The organism is Paraburkholderia phymatum (assembly GCF_038900715.1).
Lineage (GTDB): Bacteria > Pseudomonadota > Gammaproteobacteria > Burkholderiales > Burkholderiaceae > Paraburkholderia > Paraburkholderia phymatum_A.
In genome coordinates this window covers 59,385-84,130 of record NZ_JAYMRZ010000031.1, presented here as the reverse complement: position 1 = coordinate 84,130, position 24,746 = coordinate 59,385, and the positions used below count along the sequence as shown (strand labels likewise).

General features: G+C 62.4%; 21 protein-coding genes and 1 pseudogene. 7 read left to right on the top strand and 15 right to left on the bottom strand.

All coding sequences use genetic code 11. The features are described 5' to 3' along the window. Positions 1-158 precede the first annotated feature (158 nt). Positions 159-1,322 (top strand): acyl-CoA dehydrogenase family protein, encoded by a 1,164-nt coding sequence (locus VSR68_RS37415; protein ID WP_342944561.1) that lies wholly within the window; start codon positions 159-161, stop codon positions 1,320-1,322. A gap of 124 nt (positions 1,323-1,446) precedes the next feature. On the opposite strand, the gene VSR68_RS37410 is transcribed toward VSR68_RS37415, so the two are convergent. The 5 genes from VSR68_RS37410 to VSR68_RS37390 are packed head-to-tail and all read right to left on the bottom strand — an operon-like array spanning position 1,447 to position 6,277. Next, positions 1,447-2,109, bottom strand: coding sequence for a TetR/AcrR family transcriptional regulator (locus VSR68_RS37410; RefSeq protein ID WP_342944560.1), 663 nt, complete (start codon positions 2,107-2,109; stop codon positions 1,447-1,449). Positions 2,110-2,120: 11 nt separating this feature from the next. Then, the gene (locus VSR68_RS37405; protein WP_342944559.1) at positions 2,121-3,353 is read right to left on the bottom strand and encodes a CoA transferase; all 1,233 of its coding nucleotides are present in this window, start codon (positions 3,351-3,353) and stop codon (positions 2,121-2,123) included. Positions 3,354-3,397: 44 nt separating this feature from the next. Further along, on the bottom strand, positions 3,398-3,820 hold the full coding sequence (locus tag VSR68_RS37400) for a hypothetical protein (protein WP_342944558.1): 423 nt from the start codon (positions 3,818-3,820) through the stop codon (positions 3,398-3,400). A 28-nt stretch (positions 3,821-3,848) separates the two neighbouring features. Next, positions 3,849-5,129, bottom strand: a complete 1,281-nt coding sequence (locus VSR68_RS37395; protein WP_342944557.1) for an MFS transporter — start codon at positions 5,127-5,129, stop codon at positions 3,849-3,851. Positions 5,130-5,143: 14 nt separating this feature from the next. Continuing rightward, positions 5,144-6,277, bottom strand: coding sequence for a porin (locus VSR68_RS37390; RefSeq protein ID WP_342944556.1), 1,134 nt, complete (start codon positions 6,275-6,277; stop codon positions 5,144-5,146). An 844-nt stretch (positions 6,278-7,121) separates the two neighbouring features. On the opposite strand from VSR68_RS37390, the gene VSR68_RS37385 reads away from it, so the two are divergent. Beyond that, positions 7,122-7,688, top strand: coding sequence for a VOC family protein (locus VSR68_RS37385; RefSeq protein WP_342944555.1), 567 nt, complete (start codon positions 7,122-7,124; stop codon positions 7,686-7,688). Positions 7,689-7,911: 223 nt separating this feature from the next. Here VSR68_RS37385 and eutA read toward each other — a convergent pair whose 3' ends face one another. The 5 genes from eutA to ehuA all read right to left on the bottom strand — a co-directional run bounded on the left by eutA (position 7,912) and on the right by ehuA (position 11,921). Continuing rightward, positions 7,912-8,703, bottom strand: a complete 792-nt coding sequence (eutA, locus tag VSR68_RS37380) for an ectoine utilization protein EutA (RefSeq protein WP_342944554.1) — start codon at positions 8,701-8,703, stop codon at positions 7,912-7,914. Between the two features lie 3 nt (positions 8,704-8,706). Continuing rightward, complete coding sequence (gene ehuD / locus VSR68_RS37375; RefSeq protein WP_342944553.1) at positions 8,707-9,366, bottom strand: ectoine/hydroxyectoine ABC transporter permease subunit EhuD; 660 nt, start codon at positions 9,364-9,366, stop codon at positions 8,707-8,709. 4 nt (positions 9,367-9,370) lie between these two features. Next, on the bottom strand, positions 9,371-10,030 hold the full coding sequence (ehuC, locus tag VSR68_RS37370) for an ectoine/hydroxyectoine ABC transporter permease subunit EhuC (protein WP_342944552.1): 660 nt from the start codon (positions 10,028-10,030) through the stop codon (positions 9,371-9,373). A 73-nt stretch (positions 10,031-10,103) separates the two neighbouring features. Then, a complete protein-coding gene (gene ehuB, locus VSR68_RS37365; protein WP_342933879.1) occupies positions 10,104-10,946 on the bottom strand; it encodes an ectoine/hydroxyectoine ABC transporter substrate-binding protein EhuB in 843 nt (280 codons plus the stop codon). Positions 10,947-11,018: 72 nt separating this feature from the next. Next, the gene (gene ehuA / locus VSR68_RS37360) at positions 11,019-11,921 is read right to left on the bottom strand and encodes an ectoine/hydroxyectoine ABC transporter ATP-binding protein EhuA (RefSeq protein ID WP_342944577.1); all 903 of its coding nucleotides are present in this window, start codon (positions 11,919-11,921) and stop codon (positions 11,019-11,021) included. 408 nt (positions 11,922-12,329) lie between these two features. Here ehuA and doeA point away from each other — a divergent pair, with 408 nt between their 5' ends. Continuing rightward, positions 12,330-13,541, top strand: coding sequence for an ectoine hydrolase DoeA (gene doeA / locus VSR68_RS37355; protein WP_342944551.1), 1,212 nt, complete (start codon positions 12,330-12,332; stop codon positions 13,539-13,541). An 83-nt stretch (positions 13,542-13,624) separates the two neighbouring features. Next, positions 13,625-14,713, top strand: a complete 1,089-nt coding sequence (locus tag VSR68_RS37350; RefSeq protein WP_342944550.1) for an alcohol dehydrogenase family protein — start codon at positions 13,625-13,627, stop codon at positions 14,711-14,713. Positions 14,714-14,797: 84 nt separating this feature from the next. Here the strand turns inward: VSR68_RS37350 and VSR68_RS37345 are convergent, their stop codons facing one another. The 4 genes from VSR68_RS37345 to VSR68_RS37330 all read right to left on the bottom strand — a co-directional run bounded on the left by VSR68_RS37345 (position 14,798) and on the right by VSR68_RS37330 (position 19,383). Further along, positions 14,798-15,739 (bottom strand): ABC transporter substrate-binding protein, encoded by a 942-nt coding sequence (locus tag VSR68_RS37345; RefSeq protein ID WP_342944549.1) that lies wholly within the window; start codon positions 15,737-15,739, stop codon positions 14,798-14,800. Between the two features lie 96 nt (positions 15,740-15,835). After that, a complete protein-coding gene (locus VSR68_RS37340) occupies positions 15,836-16,864 on the bottom strand; it encodes an ABC transporter permease (protein ID WP_342944548.1) in 1,029 nt (342 codons plus the stop codon). Positions 16,865-16,883: 19 nt separating this feature from the next. Next, on the bottom strand, positions 16,884-18,395 hold the full coding sequence (locus tag VSR68_RS37335; RefSeq protein ID WP_342944547.1) for a sugar ABC transporter ATP-binding protein: 1,512 nt from the start codon (positions 18,393-18,395) through the stop codon (positions 16,884-16,886). Positions 18,396-18,621: 226 nt separating this feature from the next. Next, positions 18,622-19,383 (bottom strand): GntR family transcriptional regulator, encoded by a 762-nt coding sequence (locus VSR68_RS37330; RefSeq protein WP_342944546.1) that lies wholly within the window; start codon positions 19,381-19,383, stop codon positions 18,622-18,624. Positions 19,384-19,543: 160 nt separating this feature from the next. Here VSR68_RS37330 and VSR68_RS37325 point away from each other — a divergent pair, with 160 nt between their 5' ends. After that, complete coding sequence (locus VSR68_RS37325) at positions 19,544-20,842, top strand: L-fuconate dehydratase (RefSeq protein ID WP_342944545.1); 1,299 nt, start codon at positions 19,544-19,546, stop codon at positions 20,840-20,842. A gap of 27 nt (positions 20,843-20,869) precedes the next feature. Here VSR68_RS37325 and VSR68_RS37320 read toward each other — a convergent pair whose 3' ends face one another. Next, on the bottom strand, positions 20,870-21,544 hold the full coding sequence (locus VSR68_RS37320) for a DUF4410 domain-containing protein (protein WP_342944544.1): 675 nt from the start codon (positions 21,542-21,544) through the stop codon (positions 20,870-20,872). 334 nt (positions 21,545-21,878) lie between these two features. Here VSR68_RS37320 and VSR68_RS37315 point away from each other — a divergent pair. Together VSR68_RS37315 and VSR68_RS37310 are read left to right on the top strand one after the other, a co-directional pair. Then, positions 21,879-22,334 (top strand): annotated as a pseudogene (locus VSR68_RS37315) ((2Fe-2S)-binding protein); the annotation flags it as partial. Between the two features lie 148 nt (positions 22,335-22,482). Beyond that, the gene (locus tag VSR68_RS37310; protein ID WP_342944543.1) at positions 22,483-24,672 is read left to right on the top strand and encodes a xanthine dehydrogenase family protein molybdopterin-binding subunit; all 2,190 of its coding nucleotides are present in this window, start codon (positions 22,483-22,485) and stop codon (positions 24,670-24,672) included. The last annotated feature ends 74 nt before the right edge of the window (positions 24,673-24,746 follow it).

Here is a 24,746-nt window from a genome sequence, read left to right as displayed (position 1 = left end):
GAAGTCGTCGCCTCAAAAGTCAACCAACTGGTGGGTTGACTTTTTACATGTCGATCGACAATACTGTCTGAAAGGTCATTGTGCACGCGAACCATTTGCCTTTTGCAATTTAGCCAACCAATGGGTTGATACATTCAGACGAGAATCAAGGAGACACCGTGGAATCTCTGTTCGGTAACTATCGTTCGCCGTGGATGACGGAAGAACTGGACATGCTGCGCACGACGGCGCGCCGCTTCTTCGAGAAGGAAGTCACGCCGCACCAGGAAAAGTGGCGCAAGCAGCACTACATCGACAAGGCGGTGTGGCTGAAGGCGGGCGAGCTGGGGCTGATCGGCGTCAGCTATCCGGAGGAATACGGCGGTCACGGCGGCAATTACGCGCATGACGTCGTGATCATGGAAGAGCAGGCGCGCGCCTGCGACACCGCCTGGGGCTACGTGCCGGGCGTGATCGGCGCGCCGACCACACTGATCCTGACGGGTACGCCCACGCAGATCGTCAAATGGCTGCCGCCCATCATCCGCGGCGAAAAGCTGCTGGCGTTCGCGGCCACCGAGCCGGATTGCGGCACCGACATCAAGACGCTTCGCACGACGGCGCGCCGCGAGGGCGACGAGTACGTGCTCAACGGCTCGAAGATGTTCATCACGCACGGCTCGCGCTCCGATCTCGCCATCGTCGCCGCGCGCACGAACGGCCCCGGCGCGAAGGGCATCTCGCTCTTCATGGTCGAGAAGGACAAGGTGAGCGGCTTCAAGGTCAACAAGATTCTCGAGAAGATGGGCCAGCACGGCCTCGACACCTGCGAAATCTTCCTCGACGACGTGCGCGTGCCGGCGGAGAACCTGCTCGGCGGCGTGGAAGGCAACGGCTTCGGCAAGATGATGGACAGCTTCGTGAAGGAGCGCCTGACGATCGCCGTGACCGCAATCGCCAGCACGGAACGCGCGATCGAACTGACGCTCGATCACGTAAAGCAGCGCAAGATGTTCAATCAGACGCTGTGGGACTTCCAGAACACGAAATTCAAGCTCGCCGAGAGCGTGAGCCAGGTGCGCATCGGCCGCGTGTTCATCGACAGCCTGATCCAGCGTCTGGTGGAGGGCGTCAATCCGCCGTCGGCGGAAGAAGCCGCGATGGCGAAGGTCTGGTGCTCGGAAGTGCAGTGGAAGGTGATCGACGAATGCGTGCAGCTGTTCGGCGGTTACGGCTACATGGCCGAATACCCGATCTGCCAGTTCATGATGGATGCGCGCATTCAGCGGCTCTATGGCGGCTCCAATGAAATCCTGAAGGAACTGATCGCCCGCAAGCTGTAAAAACGAAGCGCGGCCGCCTGATGCAGGCGGCCGCGAGCGTTTCGAGGTGCTTGATCAATGAATGAGGCGAGAACAAAAAAGGCGGGGACGTGCCCCGCCTTTCTTGCTTCTCCTGACGCCTGGCCTAGCGCTGGGGCTTGGCCGCGATGCCTTGAATCAGCATGTTCATGAACGTCTCGACGACTTCATCGATGCTGTACTTCCCGTCCTCCTGATACCACTGCGGCACCCAGTTCAGCATGCCGAACAGCATCGCCGACAGCAGCGCCGGCACGCACGGCTTGATGTCTCCCGCAGCGATGCCTTCCGTGATCAGGTCGCGCACGGTCGTATCGAGCCGGCGCTGGAAGCGGCGGATATCGAGGCTCGCTTCCGTCGTCAGCGGACGCAGACCCACCACCACGAGACAGCGGCCGAAGTCGCTGTTCTGCGCATGCGCGAGGCTCTGCGCGAAGTAGCGCAACCGCTGCAACGGCGGCTCGCTGCGATCCCGCACTTTTTCCACCACCTCGTCGAGATTCTCGAACGACTTCACGAGGCAGAAGTACAGCACCTCTTCCTTGTTCTTGATGTAGTGGTACAGCGTCGCCTTATGCATGCCGATCTGGTCGGCGATCATGTCGAGCGACGTGGCTTCGTACCCGTTCTGCGCGAAAAGCTGCGCGGCGATGCGCAGGATCGCAAGGCGCTTGTCTTCGTGCCGGACGACGGGCGGCGCCTTGCGGCGTCGACCGGCCGGACGTTCGATGGGAGCCGGCAGCGCGGCTTCGTCGGGGCGTGTGGACATAGGGCTCGATTTTACACTGGCGCGCCGATCGCGCCGTCCGCGATCAAGCGCTCAACTTGAGCGTCGGCAAAGTTTGCTTCACGCAGGATTTCGCGTGTGTGCTCGCCGAGTTTCGGCGCGCGATGACGCACGGCTCCGGGCGTGACGGACAGCTTCGCGGGCACGCCCGGCACCGACACCTCGCCCTCCAGCCCTGGATGCTCGACCTTCGGCAGCATGTTGCGCGCCGCGAAATGCGGATCGGCGAAAATCTCTTCTGCCGTATAGATCGGGCTGAACGGCACTTTCCCGCCGAACATTTCGCGCAGTTCCGTCTTGGTGTAGCGCGTGGTGAACGCCTCGATTTCGCGGGTCAGCGCGTCATTGTTTTCCCAGCGCAGCGTTTCGGAGCCGAATCGCGGGTCCTTCGCCAAGTCGTCGCGGCCCATCAGCCGGCAAAGCTGCAGCCATTGCGGATCGTGCGGCGCCGCGATCGCGATCATGCCGTCCTTTGCGCGCACCGTGCCTTGCGGCGCAAGACCCGGCAGATTGTTGCCCACCGGCTTCTGCGAAACGCCGCGATACGAGTACTGGCTGACGAGAAGCTCCGACATCGAGAGAATCGAATCCGTCATCGCGACATCGACATACTGTCCCTGCCCTGTCGCCTTTGCGTGCCACAACGCGGCCATCGTGCCGAAGGCTGCGTGCAGGCCCGGCACCGTATCGCCGGGGCCGCCGCCGACCTTCACGGGATGCTGTTCGTCTTCACCCGTGATGCCCATCCAGCCGCCCATTGCCTGCGCAACGATGTCGAAGGCCGGCCAGTCCATGTAAGGGCTCGCGCCGCCCGGCCTGTCGCCGAAGCCGCGCACCGACGTGTAGACGAGACGCGGATTGATTTCCTTCAGTTGCTCGTAGCCGATGCCGAGCTTCGTCAGCACGCCGGCGCGGTAGTTTTCGACCAGCACGTCAGCGCTGCGCACCAGCGTGCGGAACGTCTCCAGACCTTCGGCGCTCTTCAGGTTCAGCGCGATAGAGCGCTTGTTCCGGTTGCATGACTGGAACAGCCCGCCGTAGTGGCGTTCCTGGTCGTCGTCGCGAAACGGGCCGATGCGGCGGAAGAAGTCGCCTTCCAGCGGTTCGACCTTGATCACGTCGGCGCCGTGATCGCCCAGAACCTGCGAGCAGAACGGGCCAGCCAGCGCATGTGTCAGGTCGAGAACGCGTACGCCTCGCAAGGCGCCGCTCAGGGAATTCATCATGTGCTCCTCCAGTCAATCAACTGGTTGGTTGAATCGTTGAATCATTATCGCCCAGCAGAAGGGCCAATGTCGAGCGTCGAGATGCCGAACAGCCCGCCGTAGATCGCGCCCAGATGGCGCGTGCCGAAATTGCGGCGTGCGAGATATGGAATCAGGTCGCCTTCACTGCCCGTCGCGAGGCCGGGCAGCAGCGCGCTGAGCATGACCATGCCCGGCAGACGGATGAAGCCGGTCGCGAGTACCAGGAAGTCTGCGGCGCCGGCGAGACAGAAGACCGACGCAACCATCGGCGCGAACGCGCGATCGGGCACGGCGTCGATGCCGACGCGTGCAACGGCAAGTCCGAAGCCGACCACAACCGCCGCTTGCGCCGCGACGATGCCGACGTAGCCTACGGCACTCGTCGCCGCTCCGCAGATGCCGATGAACACGCCGACCATGCCGAACAGCGGATGATTCGGCGGCACGAGCGCGAGCAGCCGAAGCCCGAATGCTTCACTGTTCGTCTCTCGCTGGCGTTGCCGCCGGATAGCGACCGAGAAACAGGATCGCCAACGCGCCGACGACGCACGCGGCACACGACACTTCATGCACGACCGTATATGACCCGAAGCGGTCGAACGCGATGCCATACAGGAACGGACCGACCGCGCCGCCGAGTGTCGCCGCGCCGAACAGGCAGCCGTAAATCGAGCCGAACGAACGCTTGCCGAAGTACTTGCGCGCGAGGAACGGAATCAGGTCGCCTTCCGAGCCCGTCGAGATGCCGAGCAGCAGCGCAGCCAGAACGATCATCGCGGGCATCTGCGCGGCGTCGGTGAGGAAGATCGCAAAGCCCACCGCGCCGATACCGAAGCTGACGAGCGCCACGAACGGAGCGAACACGCGATCGAGCAGCGCGCCGAGCCCGACTCGCGCAATCGCAAGACCCGCACCGACGACGCCCGCCGCCTGCGCGCCGACATCGCGGCCAAGACCGCGATCGCTGACGAACGCGGCAAGGTGTACGAAGCCGCCGAGAATCGCGCTCGAGATCACGAACATCACAATGGCGAGCAGCCAGAAGCGATAGCCGCGCACCGCTTCTCCGAGCGTGAGTCCCGCTTCGAGCGAAGCAGTCTGCGCGATCGCGCCGGTGCTTTTCTCGATGCGCACGTTTCGAAACAGCAGCCGATGAGCGACGATGCCGAACACCAACGCGGCCAGCGCGCACACAGCGAACGAATGACGCCAGTCCATCATCACGCCGAGCCGGTTCGCGGCGATGGGCGCGAAGAATCCGCCGAGCCCCGTGCCGATCATCGCGAATCCGAGCGCCATGCCGAGCCGCCTGTCGAAGACACGCGGCAATACGGCCAGATAGCCCGCCGCCGTCGTTGCCGCGCCGAGAAAGCCGATCAGAAAGCCGACGACGGCGACGTACGCATGATTAGCGGGCGCCATGGCGAGCGCGCCGAGCGACATCGAGAAGAGCGCGATCGCACCCGCGATGACCTTGCTCCAGCCAATCCGGTCCGCAAGATAGCCGGCGACGGGCGCGCCCAGTGCGGTGCCCGCCATCGCTAGCATCGGCAGCAGCGCGACGTCGGAGCGGCCCCAGCCGAACGTCGCCGTCATCGGCTTCAGGAAAATGCCGACGACACTAAAGAACAATGGACCGAATCCGAACATCAACCCGATTGCAGCACCGCATACGACCCACACGCTCGCGGCCGTTTTCTCTTTCGACGATGCATCGAGCGCGGGCAACGCTTTCGTGCTCACAGGACGGCTCATGACGCGCTCTCCTTTCAAAACAGATGACGGATGCCGAGTTGCACGGCCGTCTGGTTACGCGACGACGACGCGCCCACGCCGTTCGGCAGCTTGGGAGACATCGAATACGGCGTCACCGCGAGGAAGTTGCCCGCGACGCTCGCACCGGCGAACGCGTGCTGATAGGTGGCGAACGTAAACACGTCGGTGCGCTTCGACAGGCGATAGTCGAGACCCGCGCTCGCAATGTCGAACTTGCCGAGCTTGCGCTCATCGACATACGCGAAGCCCGCTCCAAGCTGGAAATACGGCGTCGCCTGCCAGGTGAGGCCGGCTTCATACGCGTTCGCGGTGATGGTGCCGAGCGGACTGTCGGATGCGTTCGTATAGGTGTACACGCCGTTGATGCCGAAGTCGCCGAGTTTCACCAGACCGCCGAAGGCCGCCGTATAGATCGATTTTGCGCCCAGCGCGACCTGTGCGATCGTGCCGCCCGTGCCCGGACCGCTATTGCCGCCGTCGGTCTTCGTGAACGCCGCGCCGAACGAATACGGTGCGTTGAAGCTCCCCGTCGGGCTGTATTTGAGCCCGACGCTCAACACGCGCGCCGACGACGGCGAGCCGCCGAACGCGCCCGCTGCGTTGCTGAAGCCATACATCACGCCGGCGCCGAAACCATGCACGGTCGGCGTCTCGTAGCGCACCATGTTGTGTACCTGTTCGCCCGCGAGACGGTCGATGTCGTTGCCGAGGTGGAACGAGTACGACGGCGCGAACTGCGTGACGTTCGTGTAGTAGGTCACGTAGTCGTAGATGAAGTCGTAGTCGTTACCGGCGATCAGCGTGCCGAACGTGTCGCTCGACAAGCCAACGAATGCGCGCCGGCCGAACAGCGACCCACCCTGTCCCGCGATGCCCGTGTTCAGATCGAAGCCGTTTTCCAGCGTAAAAACAGCACGCAGACCACCTCCCAGGTCTTCCGTGCCCTTCAATCCCCAGCGGCTCGACTGCGCGATTCCGCTGTCCATCTTCACCGTGCTGTGACCGCCCTGGTTGCTGATGTAGCTGATGCCGTCATCGATGATGCCGTACAGCGCGACACTGCTTTGCGCGTGCGCCGCGCCTGCGAACAACGCGGCAAAAGTGGCAGCCACCACCCGATGCTTCATGTCTGTCTCCTGAAACCGGCTGTGCCGGTTCTCTTCTAATTAGTACTACTAGTCGTGAAGTTCGCGATCGGTACTGAAACTTGCATCCGCCATGCGACGTTCGAACGTATGCGCCCCATGCACGGCGTTGTGTTGTATCGAGACGGGCGCACTGGAAAGCCGGGCGTCGACGGATCGAACCGCATCCGTGGGTTCCGTATCCAGGCCGCGTTCGCACGAAAAAATCGCTTCATGGCTTAAACCGCGATTTCCCGTCCGCTTGTTTTCGATGCAAAATTTCAACTCATGAGTTGAATTATTGACACGACGCCATGAGGAGTCAACGACCGCGGCCTACGTGTTTACCTTGATATGCGCGTTGATCCCCGTCAAATAAGGCTCTAGCGGACCATTTCCGGGCTCTGGACGACCCTTCAGGCGGCTTGCGCGGGCATTCAATTTCAACTATACGGTTGAATATGAAGATCGACGACGAGGATTCCGCGCCGCGCGCGTGTGCTCTGAACGCACGTAGCGCTCAAGCATTCATCGCCCGCATCCGTGGAAAGGCATCTGCAAGCAATGCGTGCAGACCTGCGATATCCCGGCCCAAGTTCCGGTTGAGGCGTGACGAAGTTGCGAAACGCGGGCGCACGCCATCATTCGTTGCGCCCGCTACTTCAGCCTTCGACCGGATCACGGCGCCGAGCTTCACGGCCGTTTCGATGAACTCGCGCACAAGCGGCGAGCGTTCGGATGCGTATGTGTCGAGCAGGCTGTCGCCAACTTCGGCGTTGCCTGCGGTCACGCACGCGAGTCATTTCGTTCGTTTATCTTGGGGTTTATCACCACCACCGGAGACATCATGACATCGTCGACAGCGAAGCGACGCGGACTCTCGCTCAGCCACATGGGCTTCTACGTTCACGATCTCGGGCGATGCGAGGACTTCTATTCGCGCGTTCTGGAATTCACGGTGACGGATCGCGGCAGCCTTCCGACGCCGACTGGCAACGTCCAGCTCGTATTTCTGAGCCGTGACCCTGCCGTGCATCATCAGATCGTGCTTGCAGGCGGACGGCCCGACACGCTCGCATTCAATCCGATCAATCAGATCTCTTTCGAGGCGGACAGTCTCGACACGCTCAGGCGTTTTCATCAGCGCTTCATCGACGAAGAACTGCAGGAGATCGCTCCCGTCACGCACGGCAACGCGATCTCGTGCTACGCGCGAGATCCTGAAGGAAACCGTTTGGAGATCTTTATCGACACGCCCTGGTATGTGGACCAGCCGATGCGCGTGCCCGTCGATTTGTCGCTGACGGACGACGAGCTTCTCGCAGCCGTCGAACGGCACGCGCGCACGCTGCCCGGATTCAGGCCGCGCGACGAGTGGGAAGCGGAAATGGCGAAGCGGATGGGGATCAGTTGAGAAGTGGCACGGAGAACAGACCTGCCGTCATCCTTCGATGACGGACCGCGCGCGCAGAGACATACGCGCCGCCGCTTCCTTCACCGTTTCGACGAGCGGAAAACGACTCAAGGATGGACAAGAGTCTGGCGATCCTCGACACCGAAGGTCGATCTTGGATCGGTTGGCCTACTACACCGGCGCGAACTCTCTCGCCGACCGACGCTTCGTCTCGATGTCGATGTCACGCCTCCAGCAGCGCATCCGCCGCAGGAAGTGGCCACATCATCAGTTCGCCAAGGCGTGGTTTAGGCTCGTTGTCGCCGCAAAGACGCAGACACATCCACGCAGTCGCGAGATTGCTGCTCACGACAGGCTTGCCGAGCAACGCCTCGATTCGCCCGATCACAGCCGCCGCCCGCACCGCCGTGCACGAAATAAAGAGCGCATCCGATACCGGCGCCATCGCATTGCGCGCGAATGCAACGATATCGTCGTGCGAAATCCGCGCCATCTCGCGGTCGTCGGTCAGACCGATGCACGTGAAGCGGTCGATCACGAAGCCTTTAGCGGAGAAATACTCGGCCATCGGCTGGCTGGTCTCGACGGTATAGGGCGTCAGCACGCTGATGCGTCGCGCGCCGATCGTTCGCAGCGCGGTCACGGCGGCCATCGTCGGCGTGACGATATGTGCGTCGGGTTTTGCCGCGCGAATCGCCTGCTCGATCGCCTCGTCGCCAATCATCACGGATGCCGACGTGCACGAGTACATCACCACGTCGAGCGCTTCGTCAGGCAGGATCAGCGCTGCGCCCGCCGTCAGCGAAGGCTGCATCGCGCGCAGGTTGTCGGGCGTCACCGGGTTCGCGTACGGCACGCGATTCGTATAGATGCCGATCCGCTCATTCGCGACGAGCCGTGCGAAGTCGGGCTCCGTGGTGTGATCGGTTGCGAGGATCACGAGGCCGATGCGCTTGTCGATAGCGCGTGTGTCCAGTTGAAGGACTGCGTCCAGCGGATGAATGACGATGGCCATCGGTCAGTGCCCCAGAGCGGGAAAGCGTTTTTCGAGCAGTCTCACGCCGACCACGGCCACAAGACTGATGCACAGGAAAAGCACGCCGACCAGCGTCATCGGCTCGAGGTAGCGATAGTCGGTGTTCGCGATGATCTTCGCTTCGTTCATCAGTTCGAGCACGGTGATCGCCGACAGCAACGGCGTCTCCTTGAACATCGAAATCAGATAGTTCGCGAGCGCGGGCAACATCGGCGGAACCGCTTCGGGCAGGATCACGTGTTGCCACATCTGCTGCGCGTTCAGGTTGCATGCCTTCGCGGCTTCCCACTGCCCACGCGGCACGTTTTCGATGCCCGTCCGATACACCTCCGCTGCGTAAGTCGCGTAGTGCACGCCGAGCACGAGCACGCCCGCCGCCAGCGCGGGCATACGAATGCCGATATCCGGCAGCACGTAGAACACGAAATACAGTTGCACGAGCAACGGCGTGCCGCGAATGAAGCTCACCACGGCCGACGTCGTGCGTGACACGGCCCGGTTCGGCGCGAGGCGCAGGATCGCGAACACCATGCCGATCACTGCCGCCGCGATCGCGCCGAGCAAGGTCGCGAGCACCGTGATCTCCAGCCCACGCAACAGGATCGGCAGAATCCCGAATGCGAAACTCCAGTCCCATTCCATGCCGTTATCTCCTCATGCCGTCAAGACCGAATGTCATCCGGCGTTCGAGCTTGCGCATGCCGAACGAAATCAGGCACGCCATTGCGAAGTAAAGCGCGAGAATCGTCGCGAACGGTATCAGCGTATTGCCCGTTTGCGAGCGCACCACCTGCGCCTGGAATGTCATGTCGCCGAGCGAGATCAGCGATACGACCGCCGTGCCCTTGAGCAACTCGATTGCGTTGTTGCCGAAAGTGGGCAGCATCAACGGCAATGCTTGCGGCAGGATCACATGACGCATGCGCTGATAGACGGACAGATTCAACGCAACGCACGCGCTGCGCTGCTCCTGGCCGACTGCGACGATCGCGCCGCGCACCACTTCCGCACCATACGCGCCCACGTTGAGGCCGAGCGCGAGTACGCCAGCCTGCAGCGGCGTGAGTGTGAGCCCGATCATCGGCAAGACGAAATACGCCCAGAACAGCTGGACGAATACCGATGTGCCGCGAAAGAACTCGATATACGCGGTAGCGAGCGCACGCACCGCGGCGAATGGCGACAGGCGGCCGAGGCCTGCGACGAACGCCATCACGAGCGCAAGCACCGCTCCCATCACCGTGAGTTCGACGGTCGCCACGGCGCCCTTCATGATCAGCGTCAGATAGCCGGACCAGTGGTTCATAAGCGCACCTCGAAGGCAGCTAAGCGACTGGCTCGCGCGCGAGTGAATCGCGCACTAGCCAGTTTCAACAGTTTCAGTTCGATGCCGAGCACAGCTTGTCGCGGCTCGTCGACATCGCCGCCTTTGCCGAAAAGCCATAAGGCTCGACGATCTTCGCGAACTCGCCGGATGCCTTCATCTTCTTCAGCTCGACGTCGAATGCATCGCGCAACGCCGTGTCCTGCTTGCGGAACGCCACGCCGTCGCACTGCACCGGCGTGCCCTGCACGGGCGCGATCGACTCCAGACCGGCGTCCTTCGCTTTCGAGAGCAGATCGCTGATCGAGAGCAACGGCAGCGCAAACGCGTCGATGCGGCCGTCCTGGAGCATCTTCAGACCGCTCTGTCCGTCGGGCACGATGACGATACGGTCCGTCGGAATATGAGCGGCCGTCGCCAGTTTCTGTTCGGTCGTGCCGCCTTCGACGCCGATCACCGCCTTCGGGTCTTTGGCGATTTCTTCGTACGTCTTGATGCTCTTGGTGTTGCCCTTCTTGACGGCGAACGCCTCCACCGCGCAGAGCACAGGCTCCGAGTACGCGACGGCCGCGCAGCGCTGCGGCGTCATGAAGAGGCCGGCCGCAATCGCGTCATGCCGTCCCACTGCGAGGCCCGGAATCATCGCGCCATACTCGGAGACCGACGCAACGATATCGTTGACGCCGAGCTTCTTGAACACCGCACGCGCGACGTCGGGCGCAGCGCCCGTCACCTTGCCGTCGGCGCCGACTGCCGTGAACGGCGGCTCGTTCGCAATGGCGATGCGCGCAAAGCCTTGCTCCTTGAGTTGCGTCAGCTTGTCCTCCGCATTGGCTGCGGAACAGGCCAGAGTGAGTACCGACAACGTCCCCGTGATCAGAATCGCCTTCAGTTTCATGGTTTTTGGCTCCTAAGGCCTGGTGGTGTGCGTGATGTGCGTGGTGGTCTTGCGATAAGCGATGCGGGTCGATCAGATCCTGTGACCGGCGGCGATGATCTTGCGCAGGAACGCCTGAGTCCGCTCGTGTTCCGGATGTCTGAATATGTCCTCGGGCTTGCCCTCTTCGACGATCCTGCCGCGATCGAAAAACAGCACGCGGTCCGCGAAATCGTGCGCAAAGCCCATTTCGTGCGTGACGAGCAGCATCGTCATGTCGGTTTCCCTGGCGAGCCTCTGCATCACATTGAGTACTTCTTCGACGAGTTCCGGATCGAGCGCCGAAGTGACTTCATCGAAAAGCATGATCTTCGGCGCGAGTGCAAGCGCTCGCGCAATTGCGACACGTTGCTTCTGTCCGCCGGAGAGTTGCGCGGGCCGGCTCTTCGCCTTATCGGCCATGCCGACCATGTCGAGCAGTTCCAGTGCGCGCTTTTCAGCCGATTCGCGGCTTTCGCCTTTCGTCAGGATCGGCGCGAGCGTCACGTTGTCGAGCACGCTCTTGTGCGGAAACAGATTGAAGTGCTGAAAGACCATGCCGATCTTCTCGCGCATCTTCTGCAGATGACGCTCGTTCGCGGGGACCATCTGGCCGCCGCGCTGCATGTGGAAGAGCTGTTCGCCATCCACTTCGATATGGCCGCCATCGATCGTTTCGAGTGTCATCAGGATGCGAAGAATCGTGGTCTTCCCTGATCCCGATGGGCCGATCAACGCGAGCTTTTCGCCCGGCATCACATTGAGCGAAAGCTCGTCGAGCACGGTAAGCGCGCCATAGCGCTTCGTGATGCGATCGATCTTGATCAGCGGCTTGGTGGTCGGCGTCTTCTCGCGAATGGAAGCGGCGTCACCAGCGGCGGCCTGCACATCCGGCGAAAGAGTCTCCTGGGCAATTCCTGAAGCGCTTGGCATTGTGGTCACTCGCGCGGTTTTCATGTTGGTCCGGGTTCCGTTCATCACGCCTGCGTGGAGTCGGTGTGCGTGTTGCGGCAGTGCAGGAAGAGCGGCTATGCGAACCAGCATACAAAGCCATATTCGTGATGTGATTGCTCTAGAACAATTCTTTCCGAGCCGTAAAAAGCCCGACGCGCCGTGTTGCAAGGGGCAACGCGGAATAGCGGGCACTCACATCAGGGACAACACCTATAAGCGCATCGCAAGACAATTCGCGATCGATGCAACGCGCCTTCGCGCCCTGGTTCGATCTGCCGGCGAAGATTGAACTAGCACATTCGGAGCCTATTTTTCGCAGCATTAGACTGCGGCCAGCAATACCCTCTGGTGCCTCATTCAGGTGCGTGGGACGCCACTTCTGCGACGAGTTCGTGCATGGAGACAAGATAGATGTCAGATACACCTCAACAGGCGGCGACCCCCGTGGTTCGCTTGCCTTTCGATCGCGCCGAATACGACGCACGCATCGCGAAGACACGCAAGGCGATGCAGAAGGCGCAGATCGATCTGCTGATCGTCACCGACCCGACCAACATGGCGTGGCTCACGGGCTACGACGGCTGGTCGTTCTACGTGCATCAATGCGTGCTGCTCGCACTCGACGGCCAGCCCGTCTGGTACGGCCGTGGACAGGATGCGAACGGCGCATTGCGCACCGTGTTCATGAAGCGCGAGAACATCATCGGCTATCCCGATCACTACGTGCAGTCCACCGAACGTCATCCGATGGACTATCTCTCGCGCGAAGTGATCGAGGCGCGCGGCTGGCAGTCGCGCCGCATCGGCGTCGAAATGGATAACTACTATTTCAGCGCCGCTGCCTATGCATCGTTGCAGCGCAATCTGCCGAATGCGACGTGGCGCGATGCGACGGCGCTCGTCAACTGGCAGCGCGCCATCAAGTCGCCGCGCGAGATCGAGTACATGCGCATTGCCGCGCGCATCGTCGAGAAGATGCATGCGCACATCGTCGAGCGCATCGAGCCGGGCATGCGCAAGAGCGATCTCGTCGCCGATATCTATTCGGCGGGGATCACGGGCGTCGAAGGCTATGGCGGCGACTATCCCGCGATCGTGCCGCTGCTGCCGACAGGCGCCGATGCCGCCGCGCCGCATCTGACGTGGGACGATTCGCCATTCGAAAAGAATGCGGGCACGTTCTTCGAAATCGCCGGCTGCTTCAAGCGCTATCACTGCCCGCAGTCGCGCACGGTGTATCTCGGCAAGCCGCCGCAGCATTTCATCGATGCGGAAAAGGCCGTGGTCGAAGGCATCGAAATGGGGCTCGCGGCTGCGAAGCCGGGCAATACGTGCGAGGACATCGCGAATGCGTTCTTTGCGGTGCTGCGCAAATCGGGCATCGAGAAGAACAGCCGCTGTGGTTATCCGATCGGCGCGAGCTATCCGCCGGACTGGGGCGAGCGCACGATGAGCCTGCGTCCCGGGGACAAGACGGTCCTCGAACCCGGCATGACGTTCCACTTCATGCCGGGGCTGTGGCTCGACGACTGGGGACTCGAAATCACGGAGAGCATCCTGATTACCGAGTCGGGTGTCGAGACGTTCTGCAACACGCCGCGCAAGCTGTTCATCAAGCCATAAGGCCGTAGCACGGATGCCGGCGCACTTGCGGCACACTCGCGCCGCATTTGCGCCGAGCATCCGCCAACGCCAAGAGGAGAGTCATGCTTCCAAAGACAATGAAGGCGATCGTGCTCACCGCTCACGGCGGACTCGACAAGCTCGTCTATCGCGACGACGTGCCCGTTCCCGCCTGCAACGAGGGCGAAGTGCTGCTCGAAGTCACTGCTTGCGGGCTCAACAATACCGACGTGTGGGTTCGCCAGGGCGCGTATGGCACGGACGACGATCCGCAGGCCGTCTCGACCTGGCGTCGCGACCGCTCGACGCTGACGTTCCCGCGCATCCAGGGGGCCGATATCGTCGGCCGGGTGGTTGCGGTCGGAAGCGGAGTCAGCGATGCGCGCATCGGAGAACGTGTGATCGTCGACGCGTCGATCTACAACCGCGACGACGACAGCCTCGCCGATATCGACTACATCGGTCACGGCCGCGACGGCGGCTACGCCGAATACACCGCGGTGCCCGCAGAGAACGCGCATCGCGTCGACTCGCCATACACCGATGCCGAACTCGCGACGTTCTGGTGCGCGTATCACACGGGCGAACAGATGATCGAGCGGGCCGCGGTCAAGCGCGGCGAAACGGTGCTGATTACGGGCGCTTCGGGCGGCGTCGGCTCGGGCATCATTCAACTGTGCCGCGCACGCGGAGCGATTCCGTATGCCGTCGTCAGCAAGGGCAAGGAAGAGGCCGTGCTCAAGCTCGGCGCGGAGGGCACGATGCTTCGCGACACCGGGGACTTCGTCGCAGACGTTGCGCGGATGACGGGCGGCCGGCCCATCGATGTCGTGGCCGACCTCGTCGGCGGTGCGCTGTTCGGAAAATTGCTGAACGTGCTGCGTCCGGAAGGACGCTACACCACGGCAGGCGCGATCGCCGGGCCCGTCGTGCAACTCGACTTGCGCACGATGTATCTGAAGCAGCTTCAGCTGAACGGGTCTTCACAAGGCACGCGCGGCGCATTCAAACGCGTGCTCGACTATATCGAGGCCGGCACGATCAAGCCGATTCTGGCCGCGACGTATCCGCTGTCGCAGTTTCATGAAGCGCAAACGCAGTTCATGTCGAAGCGCTTCGTGGGCAACATCGTCGTGATTCCCGACAGGCACTACGCAAAAGCCGCGTCATAACGCGTGGCCGTCGGATAAAAAAGAGGAAGGGCCGCGGCCCTTCCTCTTTCTCAACGCACTACCGGAACGCACTACTGCCGCGCATCAGTCGTACAGCACGGCGGAGATCTTCGGGTCGTTCATATTGCTCTTGTCGTACCAGTAGTACCCCGTGTCGACTTTCTTCGGCAGCTTCTCGCCTTTCAGCGCCTTCACCGCCGAGTCGACGACGCATTTGCCGATCCCGATCGGGTTCTGCGTGATCGCACCCGCCATCAAGCCTGATGTGATGTCCTCTTTTTGCTCCTTGCCCGAGTCGTAGCCGATCAGCACGAGTTTCTTGCCCGATTCCTTGACGCCGATTGCCGCGCCTTCCGCCGAGCCTTCGTTCGCGCCGAAAATGCCCTTGATATTCGGGTTGGCCTGAATCATCGCCTTGGCGATTTCCGCCGACTTCAAGTGGTCGCCGCCGCCATACTGGACCGAGACGATCTTGACGCCGGGATGCTTCGTCTTCATCTCGTTGAGAAAGCCGTCGCGGCGATCGATGCCCGTGCGGCTCGTCTGATCGTGCACGATCACGCCGACCTCGCCCGAGTTGCCGATCATCTCGGCCATCTTGTCGGCGGCGAGCGCGGCGGCCGCGAGGTTGTCGGTCGCGCAGGTCGTCAGCGGGATGTTGCTGTCGACGCCCGAGTCGAATGCGATGACGGGAATCTTGCTCGACTGCGCACGCTTGAGCAGCGGAATCGCCGCCTTGCTGTCGAGCGCGGCAATGCCGAGCGCCTGAGGTTTCTTCGCGAGCGCGGCCGAGAGCATGTCGATCTGCTTGTCGACCATTGCTTCCGTTTCCGGACCCTCGAAGGTGATCCTGACGTTCTGCTCCTTCGCAGCCTGTTCCGCGCCGGATTTCACGGCTTGCCAGAACTGGTGCTGAAAGCCCTTCGAGATGAGCGGAATATACGGCTCGTCCGCATACGCAAGACTGGTCACGCCAGCGAGCGCACCGACACCGATCGCGATACTGATGAGTCTTCTTTTCAACATGGGGTTTCTCCTCCTAAGGTAGGCCATCAACCTCCAGCCGTTGAGGGAGCCTTTACGTGCTACGTGCTCCCCTTCTTGATCTTGTCCCGTACCGTGTCAGCCGCCCTTCTTGCGTCGCAGGATATCAGCGTAGACCGCGAGAATGATAATGAGCCCCGTCACCACAATCTGCCATTCCTGCGCAACGGACATGATGCGCAGCCCGTTGGTCAGCACGCTCATGATGAATGCCCCGATGATCGTGCCCAGTATCGTGCCCGAGCCGCCGCTAAGCGACGTGCCGCCGATGACGACGGCCGCAATCGCTTCCAGCTCGTAGCCCTGGCCCAGCGCCGGCTGCGCCGAGTTCAAACGCGACGCAATCAGCAGTCCGGCGACGCCGCAAATCGCGCCGCCCACGCCGTAAATCGCGATCTTCCAGCGGTCCACGTTCACGCCGGAAAGCCGCACGGCTTCTTCATTGCTGCCGAGCGCAAACGTATAGCGGCCGAGCGCCGTGCGATTGAGCGCGATCGAACTCACGATCGCAAGAGCGAAGAGGATCAGCACCGCATTCGGCACGGGCACGCTGGGCAGGAAATAGCCGATCAGCGAGTCCTGCGAGATCATGTAGAAGTTCTCGGTGTCGGTGAAATAGATCGGCTGATCGGAGGACACGACGAGTGAAAGGCCTTTCAGCAGCAGCATCATGCCGAGCGTCGCGATGAACGGCGGGATCTTCATTTTCGCCGTCAGCGTGCCCGATACCGTTCCGCAGACCGCACCCGTTGCAATTGCAGCGACCACGCCAATCCACATCGGCAAATGCCAGTACGTGAGAAACACGCCGCAAATGACGGCCGTAAAGGTCATCAACGTGCCGACGGACAGATCGATGCCCCCCGTGATGATGACGAACGTGCTCGCGATCGCAAGCACGCCGTTGACGGCCGTCGCCTGCAAAATGCCGAGGATGTTGTCCATCTGCATGAATGCGGGCGACGCGAAGCTGAAGAAGATCAGCAACAGGATCAGGCTCGTGAAAGCGAGCAGCTTTTGCAGGGCAGTCGGCGAAAAGACACGGGCTCTCAGCCCCGATGTTCGTCTTTCGCTGGACAGCGCGGCAGTATCCGATGGCTGTGTCATGTACTCGACCTCTTGAGAATCAGGCTGCTTTCAAGGTTTCGCGCTGCGTCGCGAGATGCATGATGCGCTCTTGCGTCGCTTCGCTCGCGGACAGTTCGCCCGTGATGCGGCCTTCGCACATCACCACGATGCGATCGCTCATGCGCAGGATTTCCGGCAATTCCGACGAGATCATCACAATCGCCTTGCCTTGCCCGGCGAGCGAGCGCAGCAGCTTGTAGATTTCGCTCTTCGCGCCGACGTCGATGCCGCGCGTCGGCTCGTCGAAGAAGAGCACGTCGCAGTCCCGTTCGAGCCATTTTGCAATCACGATCTTCTGCTGGTTGCCGCCCGACAAAAGCCGCACGGGCTGTGTCGGCGAAGGCGTGCGGATCGCGAGCAGACTGATGAAGCGGGTCGCCGCCTTGCGCATCTGCGTGCGGCGCAGGAAAAATTTGAGCGACAGGAATTTGCCCAGGTCGGACATCACGATATTCGATTCGACGTCCATCCCCGTTGCAAGGCCGAAGCGCTTGCGGTCCTCGGACAGATAGCCGATCCCGCGCGCCACGGCGTCGCTTGGCCTTTTGATCACCGCCCTCAAGCCGTTCACGAAGATATCGCCGGATTCGACGGGATCGGCGCCGAACACGGCGCGTGCAACCTCGGTGCGGCCCGCGCCCATCAGGCCGGCAAAGCCCAAAATCTCGCCTTTGCGCAGCGTGAAGCTCACATCCCTGACGAGCGGGCCGGCGTTGAGATGCTTTACTTCGAGCGCGACGTCGCCCGTCTCCGTGGTGCCGTGCGTCGGCGTCACGTCGGCCAGCGTGCGGCCCACCATCATGCCGATGATCGCCTGAACGCTGGTGTCGGCCGTGGCCACCGTCGCGACGTATTCGCCGTCGCGCAGCACCGTGACGCGATCGGAAATCTGCTTCAGCTCATCCATCTTGTGCGAGATGTAGATGATCCCCACACCTCTTTCCTTCAACTGACGGATGATGCGAAAAAGCTCGGCGATCTCGGCGTCATTGAGCGCGGAAGTGGGCTCGTCCATGATCAGCACGCGTGAGTCGAACGACAATGCTTTCGCGATCTCGACCATCTGCTGACTCGCGACCGTCAGCGTGCCGACCACCTTGCGCGGGTCGAGCCTCACGTGCATGCGCGCGAGAATATCGGCGGCTTGCGCATTGAGCCTGTCTTCGTCGAGGAAGAGGCCGAGCCGTCCGCGCGGCTCTCGTCCGATGAAAATGTTCTGCGCGACGCTCAGATGATTCATCAGTTGCAGTTCCTGATGAATGATGCCGACGCCCGCGGCCTGCGCGTCGCGCGGACACGTGAACTCGACGGGCTTGCCGTCATAGAGAATCTCGCCCGAATCGCGCGTATAGACGCCCGCGAGAATTTTCATCAGCGTCGACTTGCCCGCGCCGTTCTCGCCCATTAGCGCGTGGACTTCGCCCGCCATGAGTTCGAACTGGACCTCATGCAGCGCCCTTACACCCGGAAAGCTCTTGCTAAGCTTATTGACGGCAATGAGCGGTGTCATGGCGCGGACCTGCCGACAAATAGCTGACGGCCGCCGGCTCCGACACGACGGCCAATGGCCTCGTCGCGGGAAGCGGACGGGAGAAGCGCTGGTCGTCGTTGTCTTTCAGGACTGGAAACAGAACGAAAAGCCAGACACATTGCCGGGACCCCCTTGATCCCATGCAGCGAGCTTTGGCGCTGCATAAAAGTCGTTCAGGTACGCGGATTCATCATCGTGTGAGTCGTTACGGCCCGAAAAGATCCGGCCTTTCCTTCGCAGACCGGCGCAACTCGGCGACCACCTGATCCAGATGACCGTGCATCGCTTTCGCCGCCACGTCCGCCTTTCCGCTGCGAATCGCTTCGAAGATGATCTCGTGCTCTTCGAGCGTATGCACGAGCCGCTCGGGACTTGCCAGCAATTGCCTCGCGCGATCGAGTGCATTGCGCGACACCGCGACGATTTCCTTCACTCGCGGCAGATTGACGGCGTCGAGCAGAACTTCGTGAAAAGCCAGATCGAGTACATGAAATGCAAGGCGCTCACCACTCTTGACTGCTTTGCGCTGCTCATCGAGATTGATTGCGAGTGCATCGAGTGTCGCCTTGTCGTGCATCAGCGCGACATCGCGCACGGTCTCGACTTCAAGCGCGCTACGGATGAACAGATGCTGACGAATGTCCTCGAGCGCGATCGGCTTGACGCGCGTGCCGCGCTGCGGAAGCACTTCGACCAGGCCCGCATGCGCGAGCCTCGCCAACGCAGCGGAAACCGGAAAGCGCGATACGCCCATCCGTTCGCAGACCGCGATCTTGTCGATCATCATCCCCGGTTCCAGCACCAGCGTCACGATCGCTTCTCTCAGCGCCTGTTCGACTGCGTCGGTCAGGCTGCCCCGCTCGCCGCCCCTGATCTTCGGCAATGCGTCATACGGATTACTGACGGCACTCGCTGCATCGGATGAAGTGCTCACGGCGCGCTTGATTTCCTTAAGACATGCTAGCATGCTAGGAAGTGAATGAAGTGTTGTCAACGCGTGCAAACGCTTAGTCAATACGCTCGGTGATTTCCCTTATCGGGCCTTACGTGGCGCTTGCATGCACGAGCCGGTCCGTCTTTCTTCGCAGACGGAAGCCGACAGCTATCGCCCCCGGGAGGTTGCTCAGATGACCACGATCACCAGGCTGTCCGTTCAGGACATCCGCTTTCCCACTTCGCGTTCCCTTGATGGCTCCGACGCAATGAACGCCGCGCCGGACTACTCCGCCACTTACGTCACGCTCGAAACCGATTCGCCGAACAGGCTCGCGGGTCATGGCCTCACGTTCACGATCGGACGCGGCAATGAAATCTGCGTGGCGGCCGTCAATGCATTGGCGCCGCTCGTCATCGGCAAGCGCCTCGAAGATATCGCCGCGAACATGGGCGCTTTCTGGCGCGAGGTGACATCGGATAGTCAGTTGCGCTGGATCGGTCCTGACAAAGGCGCGATCCATCTGGCGACGGCGGCTGTCGTGAACGCGGTGTGGGACCTGTGGGCCAAAGCGGAAGGCAAGCCCGTGTGGAAGCTGCTCGTCGACATGAGCCCGGAAGAACTCGTGCGCTGTCTCGACTTCCGCTATGTGACGGACGCGATCACGCCGCACGAAGCCATTGCGATGCTGCATCGTCACGCGAGCACGAAAGGCGCGCGCGAAAAGGAAATGCTCGCGCACGGCTATCCGGCGTACACGACATCGGCCGGCTGGCTCGGCTACGACGACAACAAGATTCGCCGGCTCGCGCGCGAAGGCGTCGCGCAGGGCTGGACGCACTTCAAGCAGAAAGTCGGCGGCAATCTCGAAGAGGACGTGCGGCGCGCGCGAATATTGCGCGAGGAGATCGGCGAAAACCTCAAGCTGATGATGGACGCGAATCAGGTATGGGACGTCGATGAAGCCGTCACGAACATGCGGCGTCTCGCGGAGTTCGATCCGTGGTGGATCGAAGAGCCGACGAGCCCCGACGACATTCTCGGCCACGCGGCGATCCGCCAGCGCCTTCATCCCATCGGCGTCGCGACGGGCGAGCATTGCCACAACCGCGTGATGTTCAAGCAGTTGCTCCAGGCGCAGGCCATCGATTTTTGTCAGGTGGATAGCTGCCGTCTCGGCGGATTGAACGAGGTGATCGTCGTGCTGCTGATGGCGGCGAAGTTCGGCGTGCCCGTGTGTCCGCATGCGGGCGGCGTCGGATTGTGCGAGTACGTCCAGCATATTTCGCTGTTCGACTATATCTGCGTGTCGGCTTCGCTGGAAAACCGCGTGCTCGAATACGTCGATCACCTGCACGAGCACTTCGTCGATCCCGTCGTGATTCGCAACGGACGCTACATGCCGCCGCAACGCCCCGGCTACAGCATCGAGATGAAGGCCGCGTCGCTCGACAAGCACGGCTTTCCTGAAGGCGAGGCGTGGCGCGTCTGAGAAAGCGCGTTGGTGGGAGCGCGCCGCTCACTGCTGCGGCGCGTCGGCGTGCTCTTTCATTCGCGCGACGACAGCATCGGCGACCTGCCCCGCCACCTCTTTGATGTTTGCCTTCTCGTCGTTGCCTGCCATCACATACCTGGCCGCGGCCACATAGGGGTTGAGCTTGACCATCGCACCCGGTGCGTGCTTGCCCGATTGGCCTTCAATCTCCTGATAAAGCGGTTGCGGCGTCGGATTGGGCAACGCATCGATTGCGATCGCGAGTTCGATCTTGCCTTGTCCCGCGCCGAAGCCCACCACGGCGCGCCGCACGCGATTGCCCTCGTCCACGCTCAAGAAAACGCCGCGCACCAGCCAGCCTTGCGCAGGCACTTCGGCGCCGCCGGAAAGATGGCGCGCATCGACGCCTTTGCTCCGCAGATCGGCGATCAGCGTATCGGACATCCCGGCGACGATCTGTTGGGACTTCGCCTGCGGGTCCTGCTGTGTCAGATGCAGCGGGGACACGCTGCCTGCAAGGCGACGCGCCCTGCTCAGCCGGCTTTGGTCCGGCGTCACGTTGGCCGCATCGAGTTCGAAGTCGGAGACATAGACGGGCGTCGATCCGGACATCACGCGCGCTTCCTGCGCAATTCCCGCCGACGCAAACGCGCAGAGCCAGATGGCCGCGAGCGAGCACTTCAACGATCGATTGTTCATCGGCGGCTCTCCTGATCGTCGGGATCATGACGGAATCGACGCGCCACATGGCGAATATACGCCTCCTGCATCGCGCCGGCCGACGAACGGTCCAGCAGGATTAGGCAAGACTTCCAGAGTTTCCGAATAACAGAAAACGCCCGCTTTGAGCCACACTCCTCAGGTTCCCATTGCTTCGTCAGCGCCCCGCACGGCATGGCCGTTAAAGCACGGACAACCGCAGCGAGCGCTTCGCCGCAGTTCTCCCGCCGCGCGGTTCTCCCGCCGTATGACACCGGCCGCTAAACGTCGCGAGCACGAACGATCAGCACCCGATCCACACTCGGAGTCATCGATGTCCACCACTTTGGTTCTCAACGGCAAGTCCACGACGCTGGACGCCGATCCCAACATGCCGCTGCTATGGGCGATCCGCGAAGTCGCGGGCCTGCACGGAACGAAGTTCGGCTGCGGCATGGCGCAATGCGGCGCGTGCACGGTCCATCTCGAAGGGCAGCCGATACGCTCGTGCGTCACGCCGCTGTCGGCTGTCGAAGGCCGCCATGTCACGACGATCGAAGGACTGCAAGGCAAGCCGGCCAAGGCCGTGCAAGCCGCATGGGTCAAGTTGCAGGTGCCGCAGTGCGGCTACTGCCAGTCGGGGCAGATCATGTCCGCGGCTGCGTTGCTCGCGCAAAACCCGAAGCCCACCGACGCCGACATCGACTCCGCGATGAGCGGCAACATCTGCCGCTGCGCGACGTACACGCGCATTCGCGCGGCGATTCACGATGCGGCGGGGGCGATGCGCAATCAGGTTGCGTCGGACGGGAGCGAGGGGCTAAGTCTGGCTGGGCGCGCTGGCAGCGCTGACGCGCTGACTCTGGCCGACCGCGCCTCCGTGCATGGGACCACTGCAAGCAGTGAAGCGCTAACTCTGGTCAACAAGGGATAAAGCGATGACGACCGATATCGTTGATGTTCAGCGTCCGTCGCGACGCACGTTCCTCAAAGGCGCCAGCGCGGCGGCACTAGCGCTGACCGTCGGCTTCGAATGGGCCGGCACGTCGCGGCGTGCGGTCGCCGCTGAAACGGCGAGCGGCACGTTCGCGCCGAACGCGTTTCTGCGAGTCGGCACTGACGACAGCGTGACCGTGATCGCCAAGCACGTCGAGATGGGCCAGGGCGCGTACACAGGCATCGCGACGATCCTCGCCGAAGAACTCGACGCGGACTGGACGCACGTCCGCGTCGAGAGCGCGCCCGCCGATGCGAAGCGCTACGCGAATCTCGCGTTCGGCACGATACAGGGAACGGGCGGCAGCTCGGCGATGGCCAATTCGTGGATGCAGTTGCGCGAAGCGGGCGCCAAGGCCCGCGTGATGCTCGTCACGGCGGCCGCGCAGCAATGGAAGGTGCCCGCGTCCGAGTTGCGCACCGAGCGCGGCGTCGTCTATCACGACGCGAGCGGCAAGCGCGCGACCTACGGATCGCTGTCGACGGCAGCAGCAAAACTGCCCGTGCCGGACCAGGCCACGCTCAAGGACCCGAAGGATTTCAAGCTGATCGGCAGCCAGTCGCCGCGCGTCGACGTGCCGTCGAAAACCGACGGCACCGCGCAATTCACGATCGACGTCACGTTCCCCGGCATGCTCGTCGCCGTGATGCAGCGTCCGCCGCAGTTCGGCGCGACCGTGAAGTCGTTCGATGCGTCGGCGGCCAAGGCGGTGCCCGGCGTCGTCGATGTGGTGCAGGTGCCGCGCGGCGTCGCCGTCGTCGGCAAGAGCTTCTGGGCAGCGAAGCAGGGCCGCGATGCGTTGAAGATCGAATGGGACGACTCGCACGCGGAGAAGCGCAGCTCGGCGGACATCATGGCCGAGTATCGCAAGATCGCAGAGAAGCAGGGCCTGCCCGCTCGCACCGAAGGCGACGCCTCGAAGGCGATTCAGGGCGCGGCGCGCAAGATTTCCGCGAGCTATGAGTTCCCGTATCTCGCCCACGCGCCGATGGAGCCGCTCGATGCCGTCGTCAAGCTCACAGCCGATAGCTGCGAAATCTGGGCAGGCGACCAGTTCCAGACCATCGATCAGGCGAACGCCGCGCGCGCGGCGGGCTTGCAGCCGCAGCAGGTCAGCATTCACACGCTGTATGCGGGCGGCAGCTTTGGCCGGCGCGCGAATCCGGGCTCGGACTACATCTCCGAAGCGGTGTCGATTGCGAAGGCGCTCGGCGCGAACGGCACGCCCGTCAAGCTTCAGTGGACGCGCGAGGACGACATCCACGGCGGTCTCTATCGGCCGATGTATTTCCACAAGCTCGAAGCAGGACTCACGCGCGACGGCAAGCTCGTCGGCTGGCAGCACCGGATCGTCGGCCAGTCGATCGTCGCCGACACGCCGTTTGCAGCGATGGTGAAGAACGGCATCGACGGAACGTCGGTGGAAGGCGCCGCGAACATCGCGTATGCGATTCCGAACATCTCGGTCCAGCTGTCGACGACGCGCACGGGTGTGCCCGTGCTGTGGTGGCGCGTGGTCGGCAGCTCGCACACGGCCTTTGCCGTCGAGGCGTTCATGGACGAAGCAGCGCATGCAGCCGGCAAGGACCCGTACACGTTCCGGCGCGATCTGCTCGAACATCAGCCGCGCATGCGCGCCGTGCTCGATCTGGCCGCGCAGAAGGCGGGCTGGAGCAACAAGCCTTTGCCGCACGGCAAGGGACGCGGAATCGCAGTGGCCGAAGCGTTCCACACGTTCGTCGCGCAGGTCGCCGAGGTCTCGATCGACAAGGACGGCAAGGTCAAGGTGGATCGCGTCGTCTGCGCGGTGGATTGCGGCACGGCGATCAACCCTGACGTGATCGCGGCGCAGATCGAAGGCGGCATCGGCTTCGGACTGGGCGCTGTACTGTATGGCGCGATCACGTTGAAGGACGGCCGCATCGAGCAGAACAACTTCGACGGCTACCGTGTGCTGCGCATCGACGCGATGCCGCAAGTCGAAGTGCACATCGTCCCTTCGACGGAAGCGCCGACGGGCATCGGCGAGCCGGGCGTGGCGCCTGTCGGGCCGGCTGTTGCGAATGCGATTTTCGCGGCCACGGGCAAGCGCGTTCATGCGCTGCCGTTGACGACGCAAAGCCTCGCGTGAAGAAAGTGAAGCGCGCGTAATGCGTGAAGAGATCGGCCGGGCCATGCACATGCAAATGGCCCCGGCCCTCTCGA

Coding starts and splice junctions, on each gene's coding strand:
- doeA (WP_342944551.1), top strand. CDS start 12,330: ATGTCAGATACACCTCAACAGGCGGCGACCCCCGTGGTTCGCTTGCCT.
- VSR68_RS37385 (WP_342944555.1), top strand. CDS start 7,122: ATGACATCGTCGACAGCGAAGCGACGCGGACTCTCGCTCAGCCACATG.
- VSR68_RS37330 (WP_342944546.1), bottom strand. CDS start 19,383: ATGCTAGCATGTCTTAAGGAAATCAAGCGCGCCGTGAGCACTTCATCC.
- ehuB (WP_342933879.1), bottom strand. CDS start 10,946: ATGAAACTGAAGGCGATTCTGATCACGGGGACGTTGTCGGTACTCACT.
- ehuC (WP_342944552.1), bottom strand. CDS start 10,030: ATGAACCACTGGTCCGGCTATCTGACGCTGATCATGAAGGGCGCCGTG.
- VSR68_RS37320 (WP_342944544.1), bottom strand. CDS start 21,544: ATGAACAATCGATCGTTGAAGTGCTCGCTCGCGGCCATCTGGCTCTGC.
- VSR68_RS37340 (WP_342944548.1), bottom strand. CDS start 16,864: ATGACACAGCCATCGGATACTGCCGCGCTGTCCAGCGAAAGACGAACA.
- ehuD (WP_342944553.1), bottom strand. CDS start 9,366: ATGGAATGGGACTGGAGTTTCGCATTCGGGATTCTGCCGATCCTGTTG.
- VSR68_RS37310 (WP_342944543.1), top strand. CDS start 22,483: ATGACGACCGATATCGTTGATGTTCAGCGTCCGTCGCGACGCACGTTC.
- VSR68_RS37395 (WP_342944557.1), bottom strand. CDS start 5,129: ATGAGCCGTCCTGTGAGCACGAAAGCGTTGCCCGCGCTCGATGCATCG.
- ehuA (WP_342944577.1), bottom strand. CDS start 11,921: ATGAAAACCGCGCGAGTGACCACAATGCCAAGCGCTTCAGGAATTGCC.
- eutA (WP_342944554.1), bottom strand. CDS start 8,703: ATGGCCATCGTCATTCATCCGCTGGACGCAGTCCTTCAACTGGACACA.
- VSR68_RS37405 (WP_342944559.1), bottom strand. CDS start 3,353: ATGATGAATTCCCTGAGCGGCGCCTTGCGAGGCGTACGCGTTCTCGAC.
- VSR68_RS37325 (WP_342944545.1), top strand. CDS start 19,544: ATGACCACGATCACCAGGCTGTCCGTTCAGGACATCCGCTTTCCCACT.
- VSR68_RS37390 (WP_342944556.1), bottom strand. CDS start 6,277: ATGAAGCATCGGGTGGTGGCTGCCACTTTTGCCGCGTTGTTCGCAGGC.
- VSR68_RS37410 (WP_342944560.1), bottom strand. CDS start 2,109: ATGTCCACACGCCCCGACGAAGCCGCGCTGCCGGCTCCCATCGAACGT.
- VSR68_RS37345 (WP_342944549.1), bottom strand. CDS start 15,739: ATGTTGAAAAGAAGACTCATCAGTATCGCGATCGGTGTCGGTGCGCTC.
- VSR68_RS37335 (WP_342944547.1), bottom strand. CDS start 18,395: ATGACACCGCTCATTGCCGTCAATAAGCTTAGCAAGAGCTTTCCGGGT.
- VSR68_RS37350 (WP_342944550.1), top strand. CDS start 13,625: ATGCTTCCAAAGACAATGAAGGCGATCGTGCTCACCGCTCACGGCGGA.